Origin of the sequence: Paenibacillus sp. 2RAB27 (assembly GCF_052115445.1) — a bacterium.
Classification (GTDB): Bacteria; Bacillota; Bacilli; order Paenibacillales; family NBRC-103111; genus Paenibacillus_E.
In genome coordinates this window covers 59,933-83,836 of the sequence record NZ_JBFRGR010000029.1, presented here as the reverse complement: position 1 = coordinate 83,836, position 23,904 = coordinate 59,933, and the positions used below count along the sequence as shown (strand labels likewise).

Here is a 23,904-nt window from a genome sequence, read left to right as displayed (position 1 = left end):
TTTCGTTTGTTCTTGAATAAATTTTACCGTTTGTTGTTTAAATTCATCATTGTACCTTTGCCGTTGTTCACCCATTGTGAACACCTCCTCGTTACATCTATTATCTTAAATCTGTTAACGAGGTGTCCACTTTTTATTCTAGCTGCAAAGATCCATCTATTTTCGTGAATTTATAACAAATTGATTGATTAGATGGAAAAAGTACATCTATTTCGCAGCTATTCACCGTTTTCAGCGTTTCAGCTCAGAATTAACTGTATTTTTTACAGTTATAAGGAAATTCAAGGTCATATAGGCAAATTTACCTGCGTGTTTTCCCGTTATTTGCTCCACCAAAACTCATTAGTCAGCATTGGGAAGTATGCTAGCTAGCACCGACTCAGTCGCAAGAAAAAAGAGGAAAACCCGCAATAAACGGTATTATCCTCTTTTGGCATTTCATTTTATGAACAAACAACTAGAACGTCACATGATCCGGATCCGGCCCAATACGCTTGTTGACATTCAAAGCATCCACCAAAGCCATATCCTCAGCGCTCAGCTCGAAATCGAAAATGTCCGCATTCTCACGAATACGATGCTCCGTCACAGACTTCGGAATCGTTACGACACCATGCTGGATATCCCAACGCAGCACAATTTGCGCTGCTGATTTGCCGTATTTAGCGGCAAGATGCGCCAATTCAGGCTGATTCAGCCTTCCCTGCATAAGCGGGCTCCACGCCTCCAATTGGATACCGTGTTCACGGGTATAGGTGAGCAGTTCTTTTTGCGACAGTTCCGGATGATATTCCACTTGATTAACCGCAGGCACTACACCGGTATCTTCGATGACATGCGCCAAATGAGAGATTTGAAAATTGCTCACGCCAATCGCACGAACATGACCTTCTTTGTAAAGGTGGACCAGCGCTTTCCACGTTTCTCGGTACGTTGCGGAGACGGCCCAGTGCACCAAGTACAGATCAATCGTCTCCAAACCAAGCCGCTTACGGCTTGCTTCAAACGCTTGCAGCGTAGACTCGTAACCTTGATCCGCGTTCCACACTTTCGTGGTTACGAAAATCTCGTCACGCGGGACACCGCTTTGGCGCAGACCTTGTCCAACACCTTCTTCGTTGCGATAAACCGCAGCCGTATCAATGCTTCTATAACCTAATTGCAAAGCGGTTTGAACCGCTCCGATGACCTCTTGACCTTCCTTGCTTTTGTAAACGCCGAGACCCAGCCAAGGCATATGTACACCATTATTGAGCGTAACTCCTGCTGTAAATGCTTGATTCGCTTTCGTAGACATTCGTCATAACCTCCATCGGAATAAGATTAGAATGAGCGCATCTTTACCGTGTAGCTCCCATTAATCATACCACCGAAGTCGGATATTCCAAAATCCTGCGTTTGCTGGCAATCAAAACTCCCTAGTCTTGATGGGCATGAATCAAATCCATTTTCAACTGCCATAAGGCAGCACTCAAATTAACACGATACACCTCAGGATTCAGCATCCGCAAATATTGCGGCCAAACGGTCTGCATTTGCTCAGCATGGTAGTCACGAATGCTTTCCAAAGTAGGCAATTCATAGACTAACTCACCCGCCTGGAAAATAGGTTTCAAAAGCGGAACCGCCTCATAATTGTCGATATATTTGAACAGATACGGATGGATGGGGTCGAATAGCTTAATTCGCTGTCCTTCCCGAATATCCACTTCATCTTGCAAAGCCAAATAGTCAGCTTCCGCTTTGCCCGTTGCCAAGTTCATAATCCTATAGGCTTCCTTGAAGCCAGGATTCGTCACCTTCTCCGGGTTGCCCGAGATCTTAATGACCGGCACGAGCGTGCCGTCCTTCTCACGGGCAACAAGCTTATACACCCCGCCCAGCGCCGGCTGGTCGGCTGCAGTAATCAGCTGGGTGCCGATGCCCCAGCTGTCGATCTTAGCCCCTTGGGCTTTCAGCCCGGCGATGATGTGCTCATCCAAGTCATTGGATGCCACAATCTTCACCTCCGGAAAGCCCGCCTCATCCAGCATGCGCCGCGCCTGCTGGGACAGATACGCCAAATCGCCGCTGTCGAGGCGAATGGCGTTCAAGCGCTTGCCGCGGCTCGCGAGCTGCCGAGCCGTCGCAATGGCATTCGGCACGCCGCTGCGCAGCGTGTCGTAGGTGTCTACGAGCAGCGTGACCTGCTCGGGCAGGGCCTCGGCATACGCACGGAAGGCATCCGCTTCCGTGTCGTGGGCCTGCACCCACGCGTGCGCGTGCGTGCCTTTGGTCGGGATGCCGAAGAGCATCCCGGCTCTTAGGTTCGATGTCGCGTGGAACCCCGCGATATAAGCGGCTCTTGCGCCCCAGATCGCGGCGTCAGCCTCCTGGGCGCGGCGTGTGCCGAACTCCATCAGCACATCGTGCGGAGCAACGCCTTTCATGCGGGAAGCTTTCGTCGCGATGAGCGTCTGGAAGTTCACGAAGTTGAGAATCGCCGTCTCAACAAGCTGTGCCTCAAAGATACTGCCGATGACACGAACAAGCGGCACATTCGGGAAAACAAGCGTTCCCTCGAGGACGGCTTGGATATCGCCATTAAACGTAAAAGCACGAAGCGCATCAAGGAACTCTTCCTTATAATTCTCCTCTTGCTCACGCAAATAAGCGATTTCTTCCTCGCCGAAATGCAGATTTTGCACATAATGAATCACCCGCTCCAGCCCAGCGAAGACCGCATAACCCCCATCAAAAGGCAGCTTGCGGAAATACACCTCGAACACAGCTCTCTCCGTATGAGTTCCCTGTAACCAATGGGCGTACATCATATTAATTTGATATTTATCGGTATGCAGCGTTAAGTTATTCATCGCATCCATGGTTTGCCAATTCATCGCTTTCATCCTCCCCATCCCACATTCTCTCATCTTACACACTATCATTTTACTTAATTTTTCCAACCCCGAACAACTTTAGCCCCAAGCGTCTTTTCAAAATGCCGCAATGCCCACGCATGGCCTTCCGCATCAAAGCTGGCAACCGCATCCTCATGAATGACGAGGGAGAAACCTTTATTATACGCATCCATCGCTGTATGTAAGACACAAATATCTGTACACACACCAGCTAGATGAAGCTCCTGAATACCTCTAGCTCTAAGCTGCAGTTCAAGATCCGTCCCGCAGAATGCGCTGTATCTCGTTTTGTCCATCCAATAGATCGCAGCTCTGTGAGCTTCACGCACTTCTTTTAGACACCCGTAGAGCTCCCTGCCATCCGTATCACGTATATTATGAGGTGGAAACAAGGCCGTCTCTGGATGGAAAGGATCCCCTTCTTCATGCAAATCAACAGCCATCACGACATAGTCCATCTTTGTAACAAAGCTCTTAGTTAGCTCACACAGGCGAGCTTCTATCGCAATAGCGGGGTCCCCGCAAGGCAGCTTACCTACTACGAAATCCACTGTATAATCAATCAGAATGAAGGCTTTCATATTCACCACTCCTTATATTGTATTTTTAATATTATTATAACGACTTTATCAATTAGCAAAAAGAGAAGCCTAACTGTAGAACGACAGCTAAGGCACTTGATCTTCAGATGAGCGATTCATTTCATATTGTCAATTCGATAAAATCATTATGACATAATTAAATTCATATTTCAATAGGTACTTGAAGAAATCTATTGTGAATCCGGGTATAAATTGGCGAAATTAATCAGAATCGTCATAAACCCAAGTGCTACGAAAGAGAAAAACGCCATGAAAGATAGGTGATATACATTTGGGAATACGATAAAAACGACTCCACAGCCGACACAAACCCAGTTCTGCCACATATGCTTCCCCGTTTTACCTAAAGCTAACATAGAACTTACGAATTGAAGACTTCCGAACAGTGCACAGGTGAAAAGCGCATTGGTTACATCTCCAAATCCAAACACCCAAGGAGTCATCAGAAACCAAAGACCCATGAGTGCTGACAAACTATTTTTGAGATACATACCGATCACACCTCCTACATGCGGGATGTTCTAGTATATGCAAACGCTTACAGCAACGTGTTAGTTGAGAAAAACTTCTATCGAAGTCCTTCGAAGATGTGCGACCGCGTTTTAAATGTAGTTTTTATCGCCAATAAGAATTTGTTCTTCCAAGTAGCGGGAACTTTTAAATTCTTATGTGGAAAAAAGCCCTCAGATCACCTGAATCGGCAACTGAAGGCTTATTTTTATTTTTTTCTATCCATTATTGTGCGATATGAATGCCTTTCGAATCAATTGTCACATCGGCTTTTAGAATGTCTGACACGAATTTAGCAGGCACATAAAGGGTATCATTCAGAATAACCGGTGCTGCTCCTAGCGCTACTGGCGCCATTTTAGCAAAGAAATAGCTATCTTTCCCCACACTCACACTCGTCCACTGCGCACCTTTCGATAGTTCAGCAGCATACGTATCTTGATTCCATTTCACAATGTAGCCCAAACCTTCTGCTACTTTACGGAAAGGAACAAGTGTAACGCCATCCTCATTCTGTTCAACATCAACGGGTGCCAAATCCACTTTCACCTTGTCAGTACCAGGCAGCGGAGTAGGATTCGGTTTAATGGTCACATCCTTAGGCAAGATGAAACGGAATTCTGGACTTCCAGCAACACCAGCTGCAATTGAGTATTTTGGGAACACGACAACCGCTGCCCCTTTTTCTACGTAAAAGCCTTGCTCCGAGGAAATCCCTTTAAATTGATCTTTAAAGAAATATTGAGGTTCCTCCTCCATTTTGGCAGTAACACCTGCATCGATCGTGGCCTTGTAGCCTGCACCTAGCAGATCCTGCAGCGTTACACGCTGCGCTGCTGCCGCATTCAGTACATTATACGTATCCACTCTCGGCATGCCTGTGCCACCCGTTTCACCGTACGTAGTAACGGTAAGGGAAACAACACCTGAAGGATTTCCTGTTCCATCCGACTTCAATGTGTAGACAATTGTAAGCCCGTAAGGACGGTACGTATATCCCTTATCTTTGGCTGCAGCTGCAGCCTCCGCAGCATCCTTTTCCCAGTTCGCTAGATCTTTGTTCGCATGTGAGAGAATAATGTCATTGAGTTCGTCTTGGTATTTCTTATCCAACATACCGCTCAACTGCGGTACTTTGATATTCGTCGTTAGGTTTGTACTTTTGGATGTAAGCACCACTTCTTTAACGACAACTGGTACTGATGATGTGGTTGCTGAAATTGCAACTGCAGTATCCGCTGAAGCAATGCTTGCAATTGGCAGTACCGAAGCACTTACACCTACGAGCACCGCACAACTAACAACACCCATTTTCAATATGTTCCAAGGACTCTTTTTCATTTCCTATTCACTCCTTCTGTGTTATCGTGTTTTTTGTCGCTTGTTTAACCTTCACGATAACTAGACGCACCAACTTAAGGAAAAGTCTGATCCTACACCATTTTTTTTCAAAATTAAGTTTACGAAAGTCGGAACGTGCCAACCACATGATTCAAATCCGTGGCATTTCCGGCAAGGTTTTTGGCTGAAGCCGTAATTTCTTCGGCTGATGCCAGCTGTTCTTGGGTAACTGCAGCGACGGATTGCGCTGTACCTGAGGTTTGCTGGGCAACCAAGCCAACTTGAGCGACAGTTGCTGCTACTTCTTCCGAGCTCGCTGCCATCTGCTCTGCAGCTGCCGCTGTTTCCTGAATTTTGCTAGCTACTTCTTGCGAAGCTGTTACGATTTGACCGAATGCTTGCTCGGCAATGCTTACCTCATATAGACCTTCCTGCACTTCTGTTCTTCCATTGTTCATGACCCCAACAGCCCGAGCGGAATCCCGCTGAATGGACGTAATAAGTTCCGAGATCTCTCGAACGGAATCATCTGTTTGAGAAGATAGCTTACGCACCTCACCAGCTACTACGGCAAAGCCCTTACCGCTTTCGCCGGCACGCGCAGCTTCAATGGCTGCATTCAGCGCAAGCAGGTTCGTTTGCGATGCAATATTCCCGATTAACGTGGTAATCTGACCAATGCTTTGGGAATGCTTCTCAAGCTCCTGAATCACTTGATTCGCTGCGTCAACAGAGGTGCTGACTGCCTGTATTTTATTCACGACACGTTCCATGGCATGTGTGCCTTGCTCCGCAATGTTCGTAGCCGTCATAGATAGTTCTGATACATCAGCTGTGGTTTCGGCGATACGGGAAATGCCCGCTGCCATTTCTTCCATGGCTCGCCCACACTCTATAGAGCTTTGAGCTTGCGCATCCGCTCCATTCGCGAAATCCTGCACCGAAACGGCAACATGCTGTGAAGCCGAGCTATTCTGCTCCGAGCTGGCAAACAACTGCTGAGAGGAAGCCGCCACACTCGTCGAAGCATGCAGCATCTGCTCTACGGAATGGCGTAGATGGTTCACCATTTGGTTAACGGCCCCGATGAGCTGGCCAATTTCATCTTTATTTTTCACAACAATCGGTTCAACGGTTAGATCACCTTTGGAGATTCGATTCAAAGTTTGTGATGCTTTTCGAACAGGACTTGAAATGTTACTTACGAGGAAATAACAAGTCGCAATCATAAATACAAGCATAACAGCCAATGCAATAAAAGAAATTTGGACACTTTTCTTGTATTCCTTGGTGCTGTCTGCTACACCTTGCTGACCGCCATCTTGGTTGTAGCTAACCATTTCCGCCATCGATTTCTGTGCTTTACTGAAGGCTGCTGACATCACTGTAAGACTCTCTGCCGCTTCCTTCACTTTACTTGGATCACTTGATAGCTGTTTATTAGCCACGTAGGATGTTTTAAATCCCTCCCAGTTCTGGGTAAGCTCTTGCAAACGTGCCCCTTCTTCTTCACTTGACACAGAATCCTTATATTTTCCTAACAAATTATCGATTTCTGTAATCGTTGCCAGGATACCATTGTCTATAGGTTCATGTTTTTTCACGTCTGGCTCTAATTTCTTCTGATAGTACAGTGTTAGTAAATGCTCAGAGAAATAATGAACTTCCTCAATATCTTGAATCCCCATCATCCAGTTGTTTGCCAGATTCGTATTCATGTCCTTTAACGCGTCCATACGACTCATAGCTGTATAGCTCATTCCAACAACCATCAAGAAGATGATCGCAAATACCGCAATAAATTTCGTCCGTACTGTCATCTTCATACGTAAATCCCCCTATTTAATTGACGCAATTTTGAACAAGTATGTATACGTGATTGATCTGTTGGATATATCATAAATTGAAATCATTAAATTTGTTCTGTTCTAATCATGATGAAACTATGAGATTTCCTAACAATTACATGGCTTTTGGAGGAAAAAAATGTCATCATCCTTGCGTTTTAAACTCGTCTCCTGGCTTGTTCTTATTACATCCATCTCCCTTACCGTCGTTGGAATTACCAATTACAAACTTTCTAGAAATAAGTTACTGCAGCAAATGAACGAGCAATCCATAACCTCTGTTTCGAATTCCGCTCGAAACTTATATGATTTCTTGTCGATTCGTTTGGCAGAAGTTGAGCTTATAAGCCGGGTCAGCATTATGAAAAATGGTACGCAAGATGATCGTCTAAAATTTCTGACCCATGAATTGCAAACGGATGGAAATCGCTATCACGCCATGGCTATTGCTGATTTGGCAGGAAACCTGCAGTTTACCTCCGGTTTGACTTTCTCCATCTCGGATGAGCTTCGCTTCCAGCAAGCCCTGCAAGGGAAAACCTTTATTTCGGACCCTCATCTAAGCAAAATGAAGGGCATTTATGTCATCTCGATTACGGCGCCTATCTTTGATGATCAACATAAGGTCGTAAGTATCATCGATGTTTCTATGGAGGCTGCACCTGTTTTTCAAGAACATTTACTAGCTCCTCCCAATAATGGAGACCAATTGATTGTGAATCGGGAGGGTCTCACCTTATATGATTCAGATCCCTCTACCATTCTTAAGGTGAACATTCTCGCTGAATATCCTGAACTCAGACCCGCTTTTCAACAAGCGTTACGAGCTGGGAAAGGTTATATCGACGAGTCCTTTCTCTCTGGAACGAAGACACGTTGGTTCTATGCACGCATCCCTCAATTAAATTGGTATCTCGCTTATTCCATGCCAATCACTGCCATTGAAGCCCCAACAAGTCCACTCCTATGGTCGACCGTAGGATTAATTGTCATGGCAGCGTTAATCATTTTCTTCCTTATCTACCTCACAACGAACCATCTGATTATCAAAAGAATTAAACAAATCCTCCAAGTAACCGAGGCAGTTGCTGCTGGTGATTTCCACACGAAGCCCATCGTGTTCAAAAGTAAAGATGAATTAGGTGCCCTCGCCTTATCTGTCAATGGCATGATGGAGAATATCCGCGAGCTTTTCGAGCCGTTCGAAGCTTTTATTCGTCATAATCAATACGCCATGATCGTAATGGATCCTAACTTTATGATTAACCATCTCAACGGCAGAGCAACGCAGATGCTTGGGTATTCTTTTGCGGATGTACATAAAATCGCCTCTCCTTTAATCTGGTTAGATCAAAAACAGCTGAATGAAAGAGCTGCACAGTATTCAGCAGAGCTAGGCGAGACGATTCCCGCAGACTGTACAACACTTGTTATTCGTTCCTTACGCCATTTGAAAGAGGATTTAGAGTGGACCTGGTATCACAAAGACGGCACCCGAATTTATGTGCAAGCGAGTGTTAGCTGCATCACGCATCCAGATGGTGAGTTAAAAGGATACGTCTTAATTGCACGCGATATCAGTGATATTAAAGCAAGTAATGAGACGAAAGAACGGCTGTTAACGATTGTCGAGAGCGCACGGGATGCCATTCTCACCTTCGATCAAGACGGTTATATCTTCTATATTAATCCAGCGGGCATCCAAAGGATTGGATTAGCTGGAACCGTTTTTGAACGAACACATTTTCATGAGTTTGTTGAAATCTTGAATGATATTAATTTTGAGAAAGGGCTCCAAACTGCGATCCGAGATGGCTTCTGGGAATTCGAAGCGGAAGTCATGACCAAGAATCAACGACGCATTATCGTATCGCTTGTCATCGTCCCTCACTTCCCTCTTGATAATGGTGAGCTGTATTTCTCGGCAATCACCCGAGATATCACGGAGCAAGTCCATGCCAAGGAACAGCTTATCCTAGCTAAACAGGAGGCGGATGATGCCAATTTGGCCAAAGGTGTTTTCCTTGCTCGCATTAGCCACGAAATACGTACGCCTCTGAATGGGATTGTTGGACTTTCCCACCTGCTTGAGAGAACCGCCATGACCGAACTACAAATGGATTATATACGCAAAATTTCGCGATCCTCCCAGTCTCTTTCACATATCATCAACGATATTCTGGACTTCTCTAAACTGGAAGTAGATAAGCTCGTGATTGAACATCACCCTTTTCAGCTAGATGAAACCATCGATCGCGTGTGTGAAACACTGATTGTGCTGCTCGGTCATAAGCCTGTGGATTTCATTTGCGATATACCTGAGGGAGTGCCTGGTGGATTGATTGGCGATTCATTGCGACTCTATCAGGTACTTCTGAATCTCTCCAGCAATGCGATTAAATTCACGGAGCAAGGGACCGTCACACTTCGTGTTGGCGTCGATCAGATGCATGAGAATGAGGTTACTCTCCAGTTCAGCGTCACGGATACGGGAATTGGCATGGATGAGAAACAGTTGGCCAATTTATTCCAACCTTTTATCCAAGGTGACGAGGTTACGAGCCGTAAATATGGAGGGACAGGACTTGGGCTTGTTATTTCCAAAAATATTATCGAAAATATGGGCGGCTCGATCTCGGTCTCAAGCACGCAAGGGACAGGGAGTGAATTTCTGGTCCTTCTCACCTTCACGCTCTACATGCCTAGCAACAAGGTATTCCCTCCCTTGCCGCTCGCTATGCTCGTCGTAGAAGATCATCCTACGCTTAATAGGGTGCTCGTCCAAAGCCTGCAGTCTATCTGCAACGATGCTGCGGGTGTGTATTCGTGGAAGGAAGCCCTCCAGGTCATTGATCACATCCCTCTCGACTTCCTTCTGCTCGATATGGAGGCTGATGATATGTATGGAGAGGATGTGTGGCTGAGCATGCTTGCTGCTTGCCAACAGCAGGGGATTAGAACGATTATTTACACATCGTTATCAGGAAGAGATGCACTCGAACAGCTTCCGACAGAAGCTTCACCTGATGCCGTTCTGGTCAAGCCGATCTCTCGAAGTCTCTTGTACAGGACGCTAGCTATGCTTCATGCTGAAAGTGAATTCGTTCATTCTTATTTGACAGATACCATGGAGAACGATAGGGAGAAGGACTTTGCGCTTTTCCCTTTAAACACACTAAATAAGGATCCACTCCGTATTTTGATTGTGGAGGATAATGAGATTAACCAAACCGTTGCGCGCTCTCTGCTGGAAAGTATGATGAACTGTCGCATTCAATTGGCTGGTAACGGATTCGAGGCCCTGCATGATTTGGAGAATCATACGTTTGATTTGATCCTCATGGATATCCACTTGCCTGAGCTCGATGGGATCGAAACGACCAAACGCATTCGTCTCGAGCCGAAATGGGCACATATTCCGATTATTGCCTTAACCGCGGATTCAACGCTCGACAATCGGTTGGCCTGTATGGAGGCAGGTATGAGTGAGATGATCTCCAAGCCCATCATCCCTGAACGGCTGAGAACTGCTATTGCATCCACACTTCATCTGCAAGAAGAGAATCATAGAACTGCAGGACTGGATATTGCGGAGGCACTCCAACGCATGGGCGGAAAAACGGACATTTATCGTGAGATGCTCCGTAAATTCCAAGACCAAACCGACCCTCTGATGGCGCTATTAAAAGGTAACCTCGACGCAGGTAACTTTGAGGAGGCTCTTCGTTTGCTTCATGGCATACGCGGTTCTTCCAGCAACCTTTCGGCTAATCGTGTGTTTGCCGCGGCAAGCGAGTTGGAGGATTCTGTGAAGGAGCAAAAGAAGCTGCAAACAGCAGATCAAGATCTCTCTAACGTGTTCCATTTGCTTCAAAATGTAGAGTTTGAATTGCAGTTCGTTTATCAAACCATCCAAAAATTGCTGCTTGATTGAAAAAAACACGAATTTATGTCACTATATGCGTATACTCCATCTTGATGGAGTGTGTCATTTTATACGTATAGGTGGTTATTGTTATGACTGAACATGTCGCTCCATACCGCATCTTGTTGTATTATAAATTCGTCGCTGTTGCTGATCACGAAGCATTGGCGCGGGAACATTTGGCTTATTGCAAAAAGCTCGGTGTAAAAGGACGCATTCTGATTGCTCCTGAGGGCATTAACGGCACCCTTTCTGGGACCGTAGAGCAAACGGAAGCCTACATGGCGATGATGAATCTCATGCCATTGTTTAAAGATATGGTTTACAAGATTGATGAGCATGAAGGACATGCCTTCAAGAAACTGTTTGTCCGTCCGAAAAAAGAGCTCGTCACCTTCCGTCTTGAAGAAGATGTGAATCCGAATGAGCTTACCGGAACGCATTTGAAACCGAAGGAATTTTATGAGAAGCTCAAAAATGAAGATGTCATCGTGCTCGATGGCCGTAATCATTATGAGTATGATATCGGGCATTTCCGCGGCGCCATTCGTCCTGAGGTCGAGACGACCAAGGAATTCCCTGAGTGGATTCGCAATAATCTGCAGGAGTTTAAAAACAAACCAATTCTCACTTACTGCACGGGAGGCATTCGTTGTGAGAAACTATCCGGTTTCTTGATCAACGAAGGCTTTACCGACGTGTATCAACTGGACGGTGGAATTGTCACCTACGGCAAAGACGAAGAGGTGCAAGGTCGTTTATTCGATGGAAAATGCTATGTATTCGATGAGCGCATCTCCGTACCGATTAACCGCACAGATGAAGATATCGTTGTAGGCAAATGCTACCACTGCGGAACTGCAGAGGATCGCTATATTAACTGTGCGAACGATCTGTGCCACTTGAAGCATATTTGCTGCGAGGCTTGTGAAGAGGAGCATGACAGCTTCTGTTCCAAGGAATGCGAAGAGAAAACGTTGAGCGCGTTGGAGGCATAAGAGGGGGGCTTGCCCCTTCTTTAGCGGATCGAACTATCGACTCTTTTGGGGATCGATTTTACCTCTTTTCGCAGAAATGTCGGTGCCTCGCCACTCTCCGCAGATCGATTCCCCCTTCTATCGCAGACCAGGCCGCCGCGATTAGATGGAAAAACTACATCTAATTTCGCTCGATTCGGCCTATTCTTCCATTTAGATGGAAAAACTCCAGTTAAATTTCACCATTTTCGCGAGTTGCGAGCAAATGGGTGAAAATAGCTGGAGTTTTTACAGTTATTCTCTGAAATCAGGCCAATCGGCCTGATTTAGATGTAGATTTTCCAGTTATTGCGGCGGTGCGGCGCTTGTAATGGCCTGTAGATCCTAAAAGAAGAGAGACTGTCGGGAGCATCGCTTTCCCACCATGTAACTTAACACTCTCACTAGAAGAGGCCCCTCTTAAGTCGATTGACTTGGGAGGGGCCTCTTTGCTACAGGCACATTTAAGCTACTTTAAACTCCTGCTACTTTGCTACTCCCGCTTCTTCACCACACTACTTCTATACTAGCTACTTTTCTACTCTTTCCACACTAGCTACTCTTTTTCACTCTCTCAAGTCACTCTAGCAAATCCTGCCACTCCAACTATCCCTACTTCTTTCACCACTTTACCTAACTAATCTGATCATCGATCTGGTCCATAATCCGATCAATTAACGGGTAGACTAGCTCCTCCTCCAACGTGAAGTGTTTGAGCAGAATGAGGCAGGCCGTCAATAGTTCGGAGGCCATCACATGGACGAAGTCCATGTCGACTGGCATGCTCATGGCATTGACACCGTTGACGTATGACTGTACGACTCTTTTGGCCAGATCATGATCCTGCTCCAACACATGCATGGACCGCGAAACTGAGATGGCCATCGTCGGATGTAAATAAGTTTGCAGACTCGGGAATAACACTTGTTCTTCCCATTCCGAATGCTGCTCCAACTCCTCCACCAAGGATAGAATGCCGTCCTGAAGTTCGATCAGACGACACATCCCAATTGAGCAATCATCAAGGGTGTACAAAGCTGCAGCTAGCGTTCGAATGTCGGAGAGCTGCTCACGCATTTGCACATGCTCCTCCTTCAAACGCTGGGCTAGCATTCTAAATTCACTAGGATTCACATTATTTGCCCGATTCGTTTGAATGCTCAAACGGTCACTCATTCGACATCCTCCTTAAAGTTTCTTTAGAAACTTACTTCGTAAGCATGGGCTTTGAGTTTTCGTAAGAAAAACTTTCTTCGTAAGCATCAACGTAAAGTTCCTTTAGAAACTTGCCACGTATGTAATCTCATTGTATGAAACAGAAAAACCCCATACCGCATTATCATTGTATGCGGCATGGGGTTGTTAACATGCGGAAAGAATGTCTAATAATAACCTTTTAACGAATGCGGCTCTCCGTCAAATGAAACTGATTCACAAGCAGCAACATTGAGTGTGTTATTGCTCCTACATCTCCCGTCGTTTGACGCACATGATGCATGTCTTGCAGGAGCTCTTTCACAGTAAGCTCAACCTCCGCCGAGATCTGACGGTTCTCTTTGCTCACCGCTGCAATCTTCTCCATCAGAGCAACGACTTCCTCCACCACCTGTGTTTTCATGGTATCGTGAGCGTTCGCCGCGCTAAGAATCTCAGACGCCGCAGCAACAATCTGCGTCCCTTCCAGAACGACCTTCGTCCCTTCTTCCATCGAGATGAAGGCTTCATTCGCATGTCGTTCAATGTGCTCGATCGTCTCATTGATTTCCGTGGTCGATTTCTTGGTCAAATCCGCCAACTTGCGGATCTCCCCAGCAACGACGGCAAATCCTTTGCCATGCTCACCTACTCGCGCCGCCTCAATAGAGGCATTCAACGACAATAGATTCGTCTGCGCAGAGATTTCTTCAATTACTTTAAGCAGCTTCGGAATTTCTTGCGTCGTATGCAGGAAGGTTTGGATGGTTTGATTCGTTTCCTCTACTTTCGCCGAAATATCCGTCATCTTCTGACCAATACGTTCAACCTCATCCTGCGCAACGGCAATCTGCCCTGAAGCCTTCTGTTCCAGTTCGCGCAAAGTTCCGCTCATATTCTGCGTAACGTCCTTTGCGACATCAATATCCTTCAGCTGTCCACGCAGCGAGCGAATCATATCATGGATTTTCGTACTCATCCGTCCTGTAGATTGCTCCGTAGAACCAGTTGAGTCATTCATCCGCTCTTGGCTCACCTGCACCTCAGCAGCCGCTTGTTTCACTTGCAGCATGATGCCTTCCAAGGAATCGATCATATTATTGATCCATTTGGCCAAATCCCGCGTCTCATCGCCAGCGAACTCATCAACCTTCAGACGCTGCGTCAAATCCCCTTTACCTTCTGCATTAATCCGGATAAATTTATTAATTTGAGCAAGCTGTCTAGCAATCGGCTTACTTCCTTGGCGTCTAATTAAACTCGCACCAATCCCGCCGAAGAGAAGATTGACACCTACCATGATTGCTGCGCCGACACCATTCGAAACTTGTCCATTTAGCAGCCAGAAGCTACCCGCGGAAACAAGCAGCATGAGCGCAATAAACCGCATTTGCAGACTGAACATCTTCCAATCAATCGAGCGAATGCGATAGACCTCTTCCAAATCCCCTTCACACATCATTCCCCACACGTCCGGGCAATGCGGCAACTGGAAGGTCACACCTTTTCCAATAACAGAAATATGACGATAATCGGAATATCCCGGATATTCGACGAATAGATTATTTCCCTTAGCAATTGTTCCCGCTACGCCTGGATGCAGCTGCCCCGTCGCAGGATCCGTGAAAACAAGCTCCAGCTCCGTATGCTCCTTGACGCCAACGATCCCATAATCGGTACGAACGCCGTCTTTTAAATTATCCCCATGGGTAAAGGTCAAATCTTCGAATCGGCTTCGCGATAACGCTGTTCCAGGAACGATTTGTTTATTTAACCCAGGCTTTGCCATAAATAAATAGTTATCACCAGAATCGGGATACACATGTCCCGACTCGCGCTGAATCAGATCTCCGAGTACATCGTTCGGCACGCGTCCACAAACCGCTCCTTTCCATTGACCACCTACCATAATAGGTGAAATGAAAGCGATCGTCATCGCATCATGAAATGGCGAAGTACTTGGACCGATTTGGAGCGTAAGCGGGTCCGAGAAGGGGCCAAATAAGCATTTCACACCTTTGCGCGTTTCTTCCAACCCTTTCCCCAGCACGCCACCAGCGGCATAGGATCTTCCCACATGAGCATTGTGTGTGGAGTATACGACAGTAGCCTTTTCATCCAAAATAAATACTTCGGAAAAATCAGTTCCACTCTTCATTGTTGCTGTCAAGAACCTTCCAACTATTGATGCATCCTTTGGTGCAGACTCCTTCAACGCTTCTGTCTCCGTTAACTGTTCAAGCAATCGATCCAAATTGGACCAGTAGGCGAGGGCCCAACCACGTAAAATTTCCGTTCTTGTATGCGCAATTCCTTCGAAAATATGCTCAACATCTTCCTTGATATGACGATTCAGGCGGTAAGACCACCACAAAGGCAGACCTTTTCTAAACCCCAGCCAATCAAACATACCACAACACCMCTTTTATCACATTTAATGTGACTTTGTTTAACATTCCTTATATTCGACAATTTTATAGTGATTTTCATCGCAAAGCAAGACAAATAACTGAATTTTTCATGAATAATCCGAACATTAACAAAAAAACATGAGGAATGTCGGTATTTTTCTATGTTAGCTATATTGACATAATTTTCTGAAAAATTTACAATATAAGAAAAACCACATCGTACCTGTTGCGTACACTATGTAACTATATCTAACAAATAAAGAACTTAGATCAGAAAGGAGGCCTGGTTTCTGCTTCGGGCCGTTAGCTTCTTTCAGCTTCCGAACGCATAATGATGAAACCAGGGAGCTGCGATGTCTAAACCTGAGAATCTGGTCACTACCCCTTATGATCCTCGTCCTTTTTTTGATGAGATGTTTATGAACGCCTACTCGGTTCGCCCTCATTATCAAAGTACCTTCCTTCAATTCATGTCGATGAAGACAGGTAACTTAAACAAACGCCAAACGGCTACGATGAAACGGATGATGGAAGAAGGCATAACCTTCACCCTCTATAGTCCCGATCAGACAGAGGCGCTAGAGCGCACACTCCCCTTCGATCCTATCCCAAGGATTATCCCGCAGGAAGAGTGGATTAAGCTCGAACGAGGACTCAAACAGCGTGTTAAGGCCCTCAATCTATTTCTCAAAGATATTTATCATGAGCAGTCCATTCTGAAGGATGGGATTATTCCCAGAAAAATGGTGCTTTCCAATTGTTACTTCCGACCCGAGATGATGCGGCTTTCGATTCCAAATGATGTGTATGTGACAGCCTCTGGGATTGATTTAATTCGAGATGAGCAGGGGGAATATTTCGTTCTCGAGGATAATCTCCGTTCCCCTTCTGGCTTCTCTTACCTGTATAAAAGCAGATCGATCATGACGCACTTATTCCCTGAACTCGTGTTCAGTCATTCCATTCAAGATATTGAGCATAGCTTAAATGTTTTTCTGACCGCACTGCGCAAACTGAGTCCTTCTGGTAAGCCAGATCCTGTTATTGGACTTTTGACACCAGGCTGCTATAACTCCGCTTATTTCGAGCACACATTCCTCGCGCAACAAATGGGATTAGAGTTAGTTGAAGGACATGATCTCGTCGTCATTGATCACAAAGTGTACATTCGCGGTATCAAAGGACTTCGCCAAATCGATGTTCTCTACCGCCGGATCGATGATGATTTCTTAGATCCGCTCGCTTTCGATCCGAACTCGATGCTTGGTGTTGCTGGCATAATGAACGCCTATCGCGCAGGCAATATCAACATTGTGAACGCACCAGGCACAGGTGTAGCCGATGACAAAGCCATTTATGCCTACGTGCCCGATATGATTCGATATTACTTGAATGAAGAACCTATTTTAAACAATGTACCGACATATATTCTTTCACGTCCTGATGAGCGAGCGCATGTCCTAGCGCATTTGCATGAAATGGTTGTGAAGGAAACTTCGCTATCTGGCGGCTACGGCATGCTAATTGGGCCAACGGCTTCTGAGAGCGAAATTGCTGATTTCCGGCTCAAAATCCTAGCTAACCCCGATCGCTATATCGCGCAACCTACGATTCAACTATCCAGAGCACCTGTCATGATCGATGGTCAAATGGCAGCAAGGCACATTGATTTGCGAGCTTTTGTCATTGCGGGTGAAGACATTCAAGTGATTCCTGGCGGACTTACGCGTGTTGCTTTGAAGGAAGGTTCCCTCGTTGTGAATTCTTCGCAAGGCGGGGGATGTAAAGATACGTGGGTTGTTCGCTAATCGCGATCTACAATTCGATTGGAGGCCAAGGGATATGGTGATGATGGGACGAACAGCGGAAGCTTTATTCTGGATCGGTAGATATTCGGAAAGAACAGAGAATCACGCTAGGCTGATCGATGTGTATTATCATATTCGTGAGGACATGGAAGGCAGCAGTAAGCAATCCTGGAGCCGGCTCATCGATACAATCGGGGACCGTGCTGCTTTCACTGAGCAGTACGGCAGCTTCACCGAACAACATGTCCTTCAATACATTACGCTAGATAAAAATAATGCGAACTCCCTACTTGCCTGTACGAACCACGCACGTGCTAACCTGCGAAATATTCGGGAGAAGATGCCTTCCGAGCTATGGGATATTTTGAATGGACTCTATTTATGGCTCAAAGAAAAAGAAGTCCGCGATATCACGAATGATTCGCCTCATTTGTTCTATCGCTTTATCCGGGATACGCTATCTATGTTTCAAGGTGCGGCGACTTCTGTCATGCCTCGTCAGAACGAATGGCATATCGTAGAAGCTGGGCGCTATCTAGAACGAGCTGAGAATGTGCTGCGTTTAATTCAATCGCTTTGTTCGGAATATGCCAAAGAGGACTTTTCTTCCTATCCGCTCATGCTTGCGGTTTTGAAATCTGTCAGCGGATACGAATCGTATCGCAAAGAGTATGCAGATACGGTCAATTTGAATAGCATCATCAAATTTCTACTTTTAAATGAAACGTTCCCTCGATCCGTTGCCTTCTCCATGCAGTCTTTGGAGCGCTCGTTCAAGGGCATTCAATTGGATGATCCTGAACTCACCAACGCTGTGCATAAACTGGCCAAATTAGCAGGGAAAGTGAAAGCGAATTTAGCCTGCATAGACGAAGAGGATTTGAGATCAGGCAAATTAGAAGCGACATTGCAAACACTACTCGACTCCTGTAATGGGATGGGGGTACGGATGTCCAAAGTCTTTTTTCCCTCGCGGGAGGAGGTTATCGCATGAAGAAGCTGGAGATCACACACATTACTCGTTATTCCTACACCGATTCCGCGCAGGACAGTGTCAATGAAATTCGGCTAACTCCGTTAACGGACAATCGTCAATCCTGTTATCACCATGCGATCACAACCKAGCCTGTATCGGCTTTCTTCACCTATTCAGACTATTTCCATAACCGGGTACACGCCTTTACAGTCAACAAGCTCCATCGCGAGCTCACGATTAAGATGGTCTCCACCGTCGTTACGCACGAGAATGATAACAATCCTGTATCTGTCCCTTCGCTCTATGAAAATAAAGCTTCAAGATTCGGAGATGACTTTCAGAATGAATATGCTGAATATTTATTACCAACCAGCTATACTGGGCTAACGCCGGAGTTGAAGGCTTACTCCGATGCCATTGTCGATGATGGGGTCCACTTATATGATCTACTCCAAACCATCTATACTACCATTAACCGCGATTTCACTTATGACGTTTCGGCAACCTCCGTGCAGACCACGGTAGGCGAGATGTTGAAGCTGCGGCGTGGTGTTTGTCAGGACTACTCACATTTCATGATTACCATTTGCCGCGAAAAAGGCATTCCAGCCCGTTACGTGAGTGGCTACCACTTCGTCGGTGATTTGCAAGGCGGCAGCGCGGATTTCACGCAAGCCTCCCACGCGTGGGTGGAATGTCTCATCCCCGGCTCTGGCTGGTTCGGGTATGACCCAACAAACAATTGCGAAGTGAACTGGCGCTATATCAAGCTTGGGCATGGACGAGACTATAATGATATCGTCCCTGTCAAAGGCGTCTATCACGGATCAGGCAGACAGGACTTGGAAGTCATCGTGGATGTTAAGCTAGTGGAATAGACTTGCCCGCTACAAGTCGCATTAATAAAACCAGTTAGCATCTGCTAGCGCACAATATTTGTGCGCTAGCGTGCGGCGGCAGCCGGGCTGCACCTACGTGCGCACAATATTTGTGCGCTAGCGTGCGGCGGTAGCCGGGCTGCATCTACTTGCTCACAATACTTGTGCGCTAGCGTGCGGCGGCAGCCGGGCTGGAACTACTTGCGCACAATACTTGTGCGCTAGCGTGCGGCGGCAGCCGGGCTGGAACTACTTGCGCACAATAGTTGTGCGCTAGCGTGCGGCGGCAGCCGGGCTGATCTACTTGCGCACAATATTTGTGCGCTAGCGTGCGGCGGCAGCCGGGCTGATCTACTTGCGCACAATATTTGTGCGCTAGCGTGCGACGGTAGCCGGGCTGCATCTGCTAGCGCACAATACTTGTGCGCTAGCGTGCGGCGGCAGCCGGGCTGGAACTACTTGCGCACAATATTTGTGCGCTAGCGTGCGACGATAGCCGGGCTGGATCTACTTGCGCACAATATTTGTGCGCTAGTGTGCGGTTGGCGCACAGTCTGCAAAATCACCACACTTAGAAGGGAATCCTGCTCTTTGAATTTTATACTTTCTATTATTTCGAGAAAAGGCACGGATCTAGGATCCGCGCCTTTCTCTTATTTAAAAGAAATCCGTCAGATACGTTGTACGCTCCGGAATGAATCGTTCCAATCTGGAGATCTCACCTGCGTCACCGTGCAGACGACCAATGCGATGCAGCAACGATGCTCGTTTGTAACCCATCAACAGCGCGGATAAGGTCTGGATGTCACACGAGATGACATGCTGATCTTCCACTTTTTCTCCCCCCGCACCGTTACCGAATACTTGTTCCTCACTTAGTTTAACAACGTCATTCCCTTCACCTTGCGCTGGCTGAATTCGGAATATCCCATTATTCCAATCGGCATGTCCGTCTCGAAGTTGTAGATAGAATGATTTGTCCACGTTTGCGCCTTCCACAACCGCGTTGAAAGGATACGCCCTAAGAAACGCCGCAGCATCAACGATGCGTGCCATAAAATAAGGAACGACCTCTTGCTTGATCCGAGGATCCGCCAATACAAAAGGCAGCGGGTCGCCAAACGGCGCCTGGCATACCACTTTGTCAATCATCGAGTCATGATTGGAGATCAATCGCCATAGTCCACGATTCGCATCCTCCGTTAGTGCAATCAACTCATGCACAGTGAGCACCTTTTCCTTCACTTGATAAATGATGTACCCCTCCGGCTCTCCAGCAGGATTCAAATATAAGGTTACGATTCCTTGCTTCCTTTTAAAGACACTCTTGCGCCACCAATCCCCCGTCCGAACGAGCATGCCGTTAAAACGTTTGGCGTACGCCTCGTAGATCGGATTTAGCAACGCCGATTCCGCTTCGATCCGTCGAAGCGTGCTGCCTGCTGCAACCTCCGCCTTCGGCTGCTGGTGGGTAGCAATTTCATATCGCATGTATTCGATATATGCCTCCCATCCGTATTTGCGATAAAATGCAAAAGCGAATGGTGCCAAGAAAGACAGCGTCTGCCCAGATTCTTTCATCGATTGCAGTGCGCGTGACAACAATTGACCGACCATTCCCTGCCGACGATATTCTGGCCAAGTCGCTACGCTAGCAATGCCACCCATCTTAAAAGCTTTGCCGTTTACCCATGTTTCCAGCTCCAGAATCGTTAATTTGGCTGCTAACTGATCTTCAACAAAATACCCTATGGCCTGTTGGGACGCCATTGCAGCTAGTTTTTCATCCCGCTCTTCAGGCAAAACCTTGTATTGAAAAGCAAACTCCGACAAGGCAAGACTGTCTTGAAAATCATCCTTTTTCAACAATCTGATGGGATCCATAGTACCTCCTAGTTGTCCATTTACCTCTATTCTAACATGTAGAATTCAACATAATCCATACACACCCATTTTGATCAATTTTCTTAAAAAGTGATAACCCGTTGCACCCTCAAAGACGTATTTAGGGCTATTTTCCGAAAATCTGACGATAGTTCACCTAGCCTTTCGCTACTACAATAAAGAAGCGCAGACATCTATCATGTCTTAGAGCCAGCAAGAGTTCGTAATTCTGCGTAGTGGTGAGATTTCCCCAGACGAAGGAAGAAGGTGATGGTTTAACGTAGCAAGACACGAACGGCCAACGATCAGCATGAATTTCACAGCATCTTATCATTCATTCCGAAATAAGGCGTTTATTAGTTTAACAGGAGGTTTTTTATGAAAAAGAAAGTGTTACTGCTCGTGCTTGTTTTCTTCATGATGTTGGGATCAGTTGTTGCATACGCCGCACCTAAAGTGAATACGTTTGAACGGCCCGCTCGCGGAAGCGCTTACAGTTTAGCCGAATGGGGTGTCGATGGTTGGAGTGCCCCTTGGGACCTTGGGATGAGCACACGCACATGGATCGACGGCTACAATTTTAACCACTCTGGCGGTCAATCGCTTCGCGTGTTCTATCCACAAGGCCAAATTGACCCGCAAAACTCTGGTGCTCAAGCCCCTTTTACCGTAACACCTGGGCAAGAATACTATTTATCGTATTGGGTTCGATTCAGCAGCGATTTCAGTTGGGGATCGACCGAAAATGCAGGCAAACTAGGGCTTGGATTAGCCGGCGGTGCCGCTTGTTCAGGCGGGCAGGAATGTACGGGCTACAATGGTTTTAGCTCTCGGATGATATGGCGTTCAGGCGGTCAAGCCGCTATTTATTACTATCACATGGGCAATGCTGGGCAATATGGGGACTATGCTGTTTTGAAAAACAACGGTGCCGATATCTATTATCCGAAAGGATCATGGGTGAACATCGTTCAGCGCCTCAAGGTCAACACCGTCACGAACGGAAATGCCAATCCAGATGGTGAGATTCAAATTTGGTATAACGGCACTTCGGCAGCCAACATTACAGGATTACGCTTCGTACGTAACACCGATCAGGTTGATAAAGCGTACTTCTCTTCGTTCTTCGGCGGAGCAACTTCCGCATTCGCACCTCAGAATGACTCCTATATCTGGTACGACGACCTCAAGGTTTCCACCAATAAAGCAGAAATCTGCGAACTCGCTGTTGGCGGCTGTTATAACCGCACGTTCCAAGCGGAAAGTTACAATTCTATGAGTGGCGTCATCACTGAGACCACACCTGATACAGGCGGTGGCCAAAATGTTGGCGCGATTGACAGCCAAGATTGGATCGCTTTCAGCAATGTGAACATTCCCACGGCGGGCACGTATTTGGTCGAATATCGGATCGCGACCCCGAATAATAACGGAAAAATCTCGCTGGACATCAACGCCGGGGGAACCGTATTAGGTCAAATCGATATCCCCAATACCGGCAGCTTTTCGACGTATCGCACCGTCTCTCATCAGGTTCAGATCCCAGCAGGCACACATCAATTCGGCATCTATGCAGCGACCGGCGGTTTCGATATCAATTGGTGGAAAATCACCAAACTTTATTAATTTGAAGTGAATTGAAGGAAGGAAGGAAGGATTGGCCAGTTGCTTAGGCAATTGGCTTATTCTCTTTTTGCCTACCTCCTCAACTCCTCCCCAGAATCTGTAATAGTCCGAAATCTCCGAACTAAACCGAGCATTCTACTCTAAAATAGTCTAATAGTCCGATTATGCCGAACTATTAACACCATTTCCTTGCGGGTGAGGCGTTTTCGGCGATTTAGTTAGGCTTATTCGGACTAATCCGGATTTGTTGGGGCTGACAATAGGATTAGTTGGGTAATTTCGGACTAATTCTACTAACCTGACTACATAGAGCACTACGAGGCGTTGAGGCAGAGCGGGGTAGCGGCATGGGATGTTGAATGAATTACTCTCTCCACTTCCTCGCATCTCTCCTTATCTCCTCTTCCTCTTCCTCTTCCCCTTCCTCTTCCACTTCCTCTTCCTCTTCCTCTTCCTCTTCCCCTTCCTCTTCCTCTTCCTCTTCCCCTTCCTCTTCCTTCTCTCCATCTCCCATCTCCCATCTCCCTCCTCTCCTCACTCTCAAAAATGCAAAAATACAACCTTTTCCCACGTTTTGACCACAAAAAAAGGAAATGCGTGCGAATAGGCAACCTTTTTAACGTATTTCATTAGAATCTCCTGAAATCACTCCAAATTGATGCCTATTTGCATCAATTTCCAATAACGGAGGGGAACACCTACTTGCTAATTATTCTCATTACACTCATCCCCCTCATTACTGTCCTTACTTCTCAATACTCATATTGGGGCTGGGGCTGGGGAGGTGTCTGGAGCGAAGGCGGTGAAAGTGAGGGGATGGCGATAGGGCGAGAGCAGGGAGAAGGCCGAGGCGGGGGCAATAGGGCTAGAGCACAGGCCGGGGAAACGAAGGTGGAGGAGGTCGACGCGATGGCTTGGGAGGATTCGTGAGTCCCACAAAAGAAAAACCCAAAAGACACACGCTTGCATGCAAGCGCGTGTCTTTT

At 46.6% G+C, this 23,904-nt stretch carries 16 protein-coding genes and 1 pseudogene; 8 read left to right on the top strand and 9 right to left on the bottom strand.

Going from position 1 to position 23,904, the window contains the following annotated elements; translation table 11 throughout:
• Nucleotides 1–457: 457 nt before the first annotated feature.
• The 6 genes from AB4114_RS27850 to AB4114_RS27825 form a co-directional block, all read right to left on the bottom strand.
• Nucleotides 458–1,297 carry an aldo/keto reductase gene (locus AB4114_RS27850; RefSeq protein WP_441991386.1) on the bottom strand — a complete coding sequence of 280 codons (840 nt, stop codon included), beginning with the start codon at nt 1,295–1,297 and terminating at the stop codon, nt 458–460.
• 121 nt (nt 1,298–1,418) lie between these two features.
• A complete protein-coding gene (locus AB4114_RS27845; RefSeq protein ID WP_441991388.1) occupies nt 1,419–2,864 on the bottom strand; it encodes a nicotinate phosphoribosyltransferase in 1,446 nt (481 codons plus the stop codon).
• A 68-nt stretch (nt 2,865–2,932) separates the two neighbouring features.
• A complete protein-coding gene (locus AB4114_RS27840; RefSeq protein WP_441991385.1) occupies nt 2,933–3,481 on the bottom strand; it encodes a cysteine hydrolase family protein in 549 nt (182 codons plus the stop codon).
• A gap of 191 nt (nt 3,482–3,672) precedes the next feature.
• Complete coding sequence (locus AB4114_RS27835) at nt 3,673–3,993, bottom strand: SPW repeat domain-containing protein (protein ID WP_441991384.1); 321 nt, start codon at nt 3,991–3,993, stop codon at nt 3,673–3,675.
• A 244-nt stretch (nt 3,994–4,237) separates the two neighbouring features.
• A complete protein-coding gene (locus AB4114_RS27830) occupies nt 4,238–5,353 on the bottom strand; it encodes a stalk domain-containing protein (RefSeq protein WP_441991383.1) in 1,116 nt (371 codons plus the stop codon).
• A gap of 119 nt (nt 5,354–5,472) precedes the next feature.
• Nucleotides 5,473–7,179 (bottom strand): methyl-accepting chemotaxis protein, encoded by a 1,707-nt coding sequence (locus tag AB4114_RS27825; protein WP_441991382.1) that lies wholly within the window; start codon nt 7,177–7,179, stop codon nt 5,473–5,475.
• Nucleotides 7,180–7,339: 160 nt separating this feature from the next.
• Between AB4114_RS27825 and AB4114_RS27820 the strand changes: the two genes are divergently transcribed.
• Together AB4114_RS27820 and trhO are read left to right on the top strand one after the other, a co-directional pair.
• Complete coding sequence (locus tag AB4114_RS27820) at nt 7,340–11,134, top strand: response regulator (protein ID WP_441991381.1); 3,795 nt, start codon at nt 7,340–7,342, stop codon at nt 11,132–11,134.
• A gap of 83 nt (nt 11,135–11,217) precedes the next feature.
• Nucleotides 11,218–12,123, top strand: coding sequence for an oxygen-dependent tRNA uridine(34) hydroxylase TrhO (gene trhO / locus AB4114_RS27815; RefSeq protein WP_441991380.1), 906 nt, complete (start codon nt 11,218–11,220; stop codon nt 12,121–12,123).
• Between the two features lie 651 nt (nt 12,124–12,774).
• Here the strand turns inward: trhO and AB4114_RS27810 are convergent.
• Together AB4114_RS27810 and AB4114_RS27805 are read right to left on the bottom strand one after the other, a co-directional pair.
• A complete protein-coding gene (locus AB4114_RS27810; RefSeq protein WP_441991379.1) occupies nt 12,775–13,317 on the bottom strand; it encodes a hemerythrin domain-containing protein in 543 nt (180 codons plus the stop codon).
• A gap of 220 nt (nt 13,318–13,537) precedes the next feature.
• Nucleotides 13,538–15,745, bottom strand: a complete 2,208-nt coding sequence (locus tag AB4114_RS27805) for a methyl-accepting chemotaxis protein (protein ID WP_441991378.1) — start codon at nt 15,743–15,745, stop codon at nt 13,538–13,540.
• Nucleotides 15,746–16,099: 354 nt separating this feature from the next.
• Here AB4114_RS27805 and AB4114_RS27800 point away from each other — a divergent pair, with 354 nt between their 5' ends.
• Genes AB4114_RS27800 through AB4114_RS27790 form a run of 3 tightly spaced genes read left to right on the top strand, consistent with a single transcriptional unit; the run spans nt 16,100 to nt 19,408 of the window.
• On the top strand, nt 16,100–17,554 hold the full coding sequence (locus AB4114_RS27800) for a circularly permuted type 2 ATP-grasp protein (protein WP_441991377.1): 1,455 nt from the start codon (nt 16,100–16,102) through the stop codon (nt 17,552–17,554).
• Nucleotides 17,555–17,588: 34 nt separating this feature from the next.
• Nucleotides 17,589–18,548, top strand: a complete 960-nt coding sequence (locus AB4114_RS27795; protein ID WP_441991376.1) for an alpha-E domain-containing protein — start codon at nt 17,589–17,591, stop codon at nt 18,546–18,548.
• Nucleotides 18,545–19,408: a transglutaminase family protein gene (locus AB4114_RS27790; protein ID WP_441991375.1), complete on the top strand. Its 864-nt coding sequence runs from the start codon at nt 18,545–18,547 to the stop codon at nt 19,406–19,408. Before AB4114_RS27795 ends, AB4114_RS27790 begins: the two co-directional genes overlap by 4 nt.
• 657 nt (nt 19,409–20,065) lie before the next feature.
• Here AB4114_RS27790 and AB4114_RS27785 read toward each other — a convergent pair.
• Nucleotides 20,066–21,292: a GNAT family N-acetyltransferase gene (locus tag AB4114_RS27785; protein WP_441991374.1), complete on the bottom strand. Its 1,227-nt coding sequence runs from the start codon at nt 21,290–21,292 to the stop codon at nt 20,066–20,068.
• 378 nt (nt 21,293–21,670) lie between these two features.
• Here AB4114_RS27785 and AB4114_RS27780 point away from each other — a divergent pair, with 378 nt between their 5' ends.
• The 3 genes and pseudogenes from AB4114_RS27780 to AB4114_RS27770 all read left to right on the top strand — a co-directional run bounded on the left by AB4114_RS27780 (nt 21,671) and on the right by AB4114_RS27770 (nt 23,848).
• On the top strand, nt 21,671–22,918 hold the full coding sequence (locus AB4114_RS27780) for a carbohydrate-binding protein (RefSeq protein ID WP_441991373.1): 1,248 nt from the start codon (nt 21,671–21,673) through the stop codon (nt 22,916–22,918).
• 383 nt (nt 22,919–23,301) lie between these two features.
• Nucleotides 23,302–23,496 (top strand): annotated as a pseudogene (locus tag AB4114_RS27775) (hypothetical protein); the annotation flags it as partial.
• Nucleotides 23,497–23,620: 124 nt separating this feature from the next.
• The gene (locus tag AB4114_RS27770; RefSeq protein WP_441991372.1) at nt 23,621–23,848 is read left to right on the top strand and encodes a hypothetical protein; all 228 of its coding nucleotides are present in this window, start codon (nt 23,621–23,623) and stop codon (nt 23,846–23,848) included.
• Nucleotides 23,849–23,904: the final 56 nt, after the last annotated feature.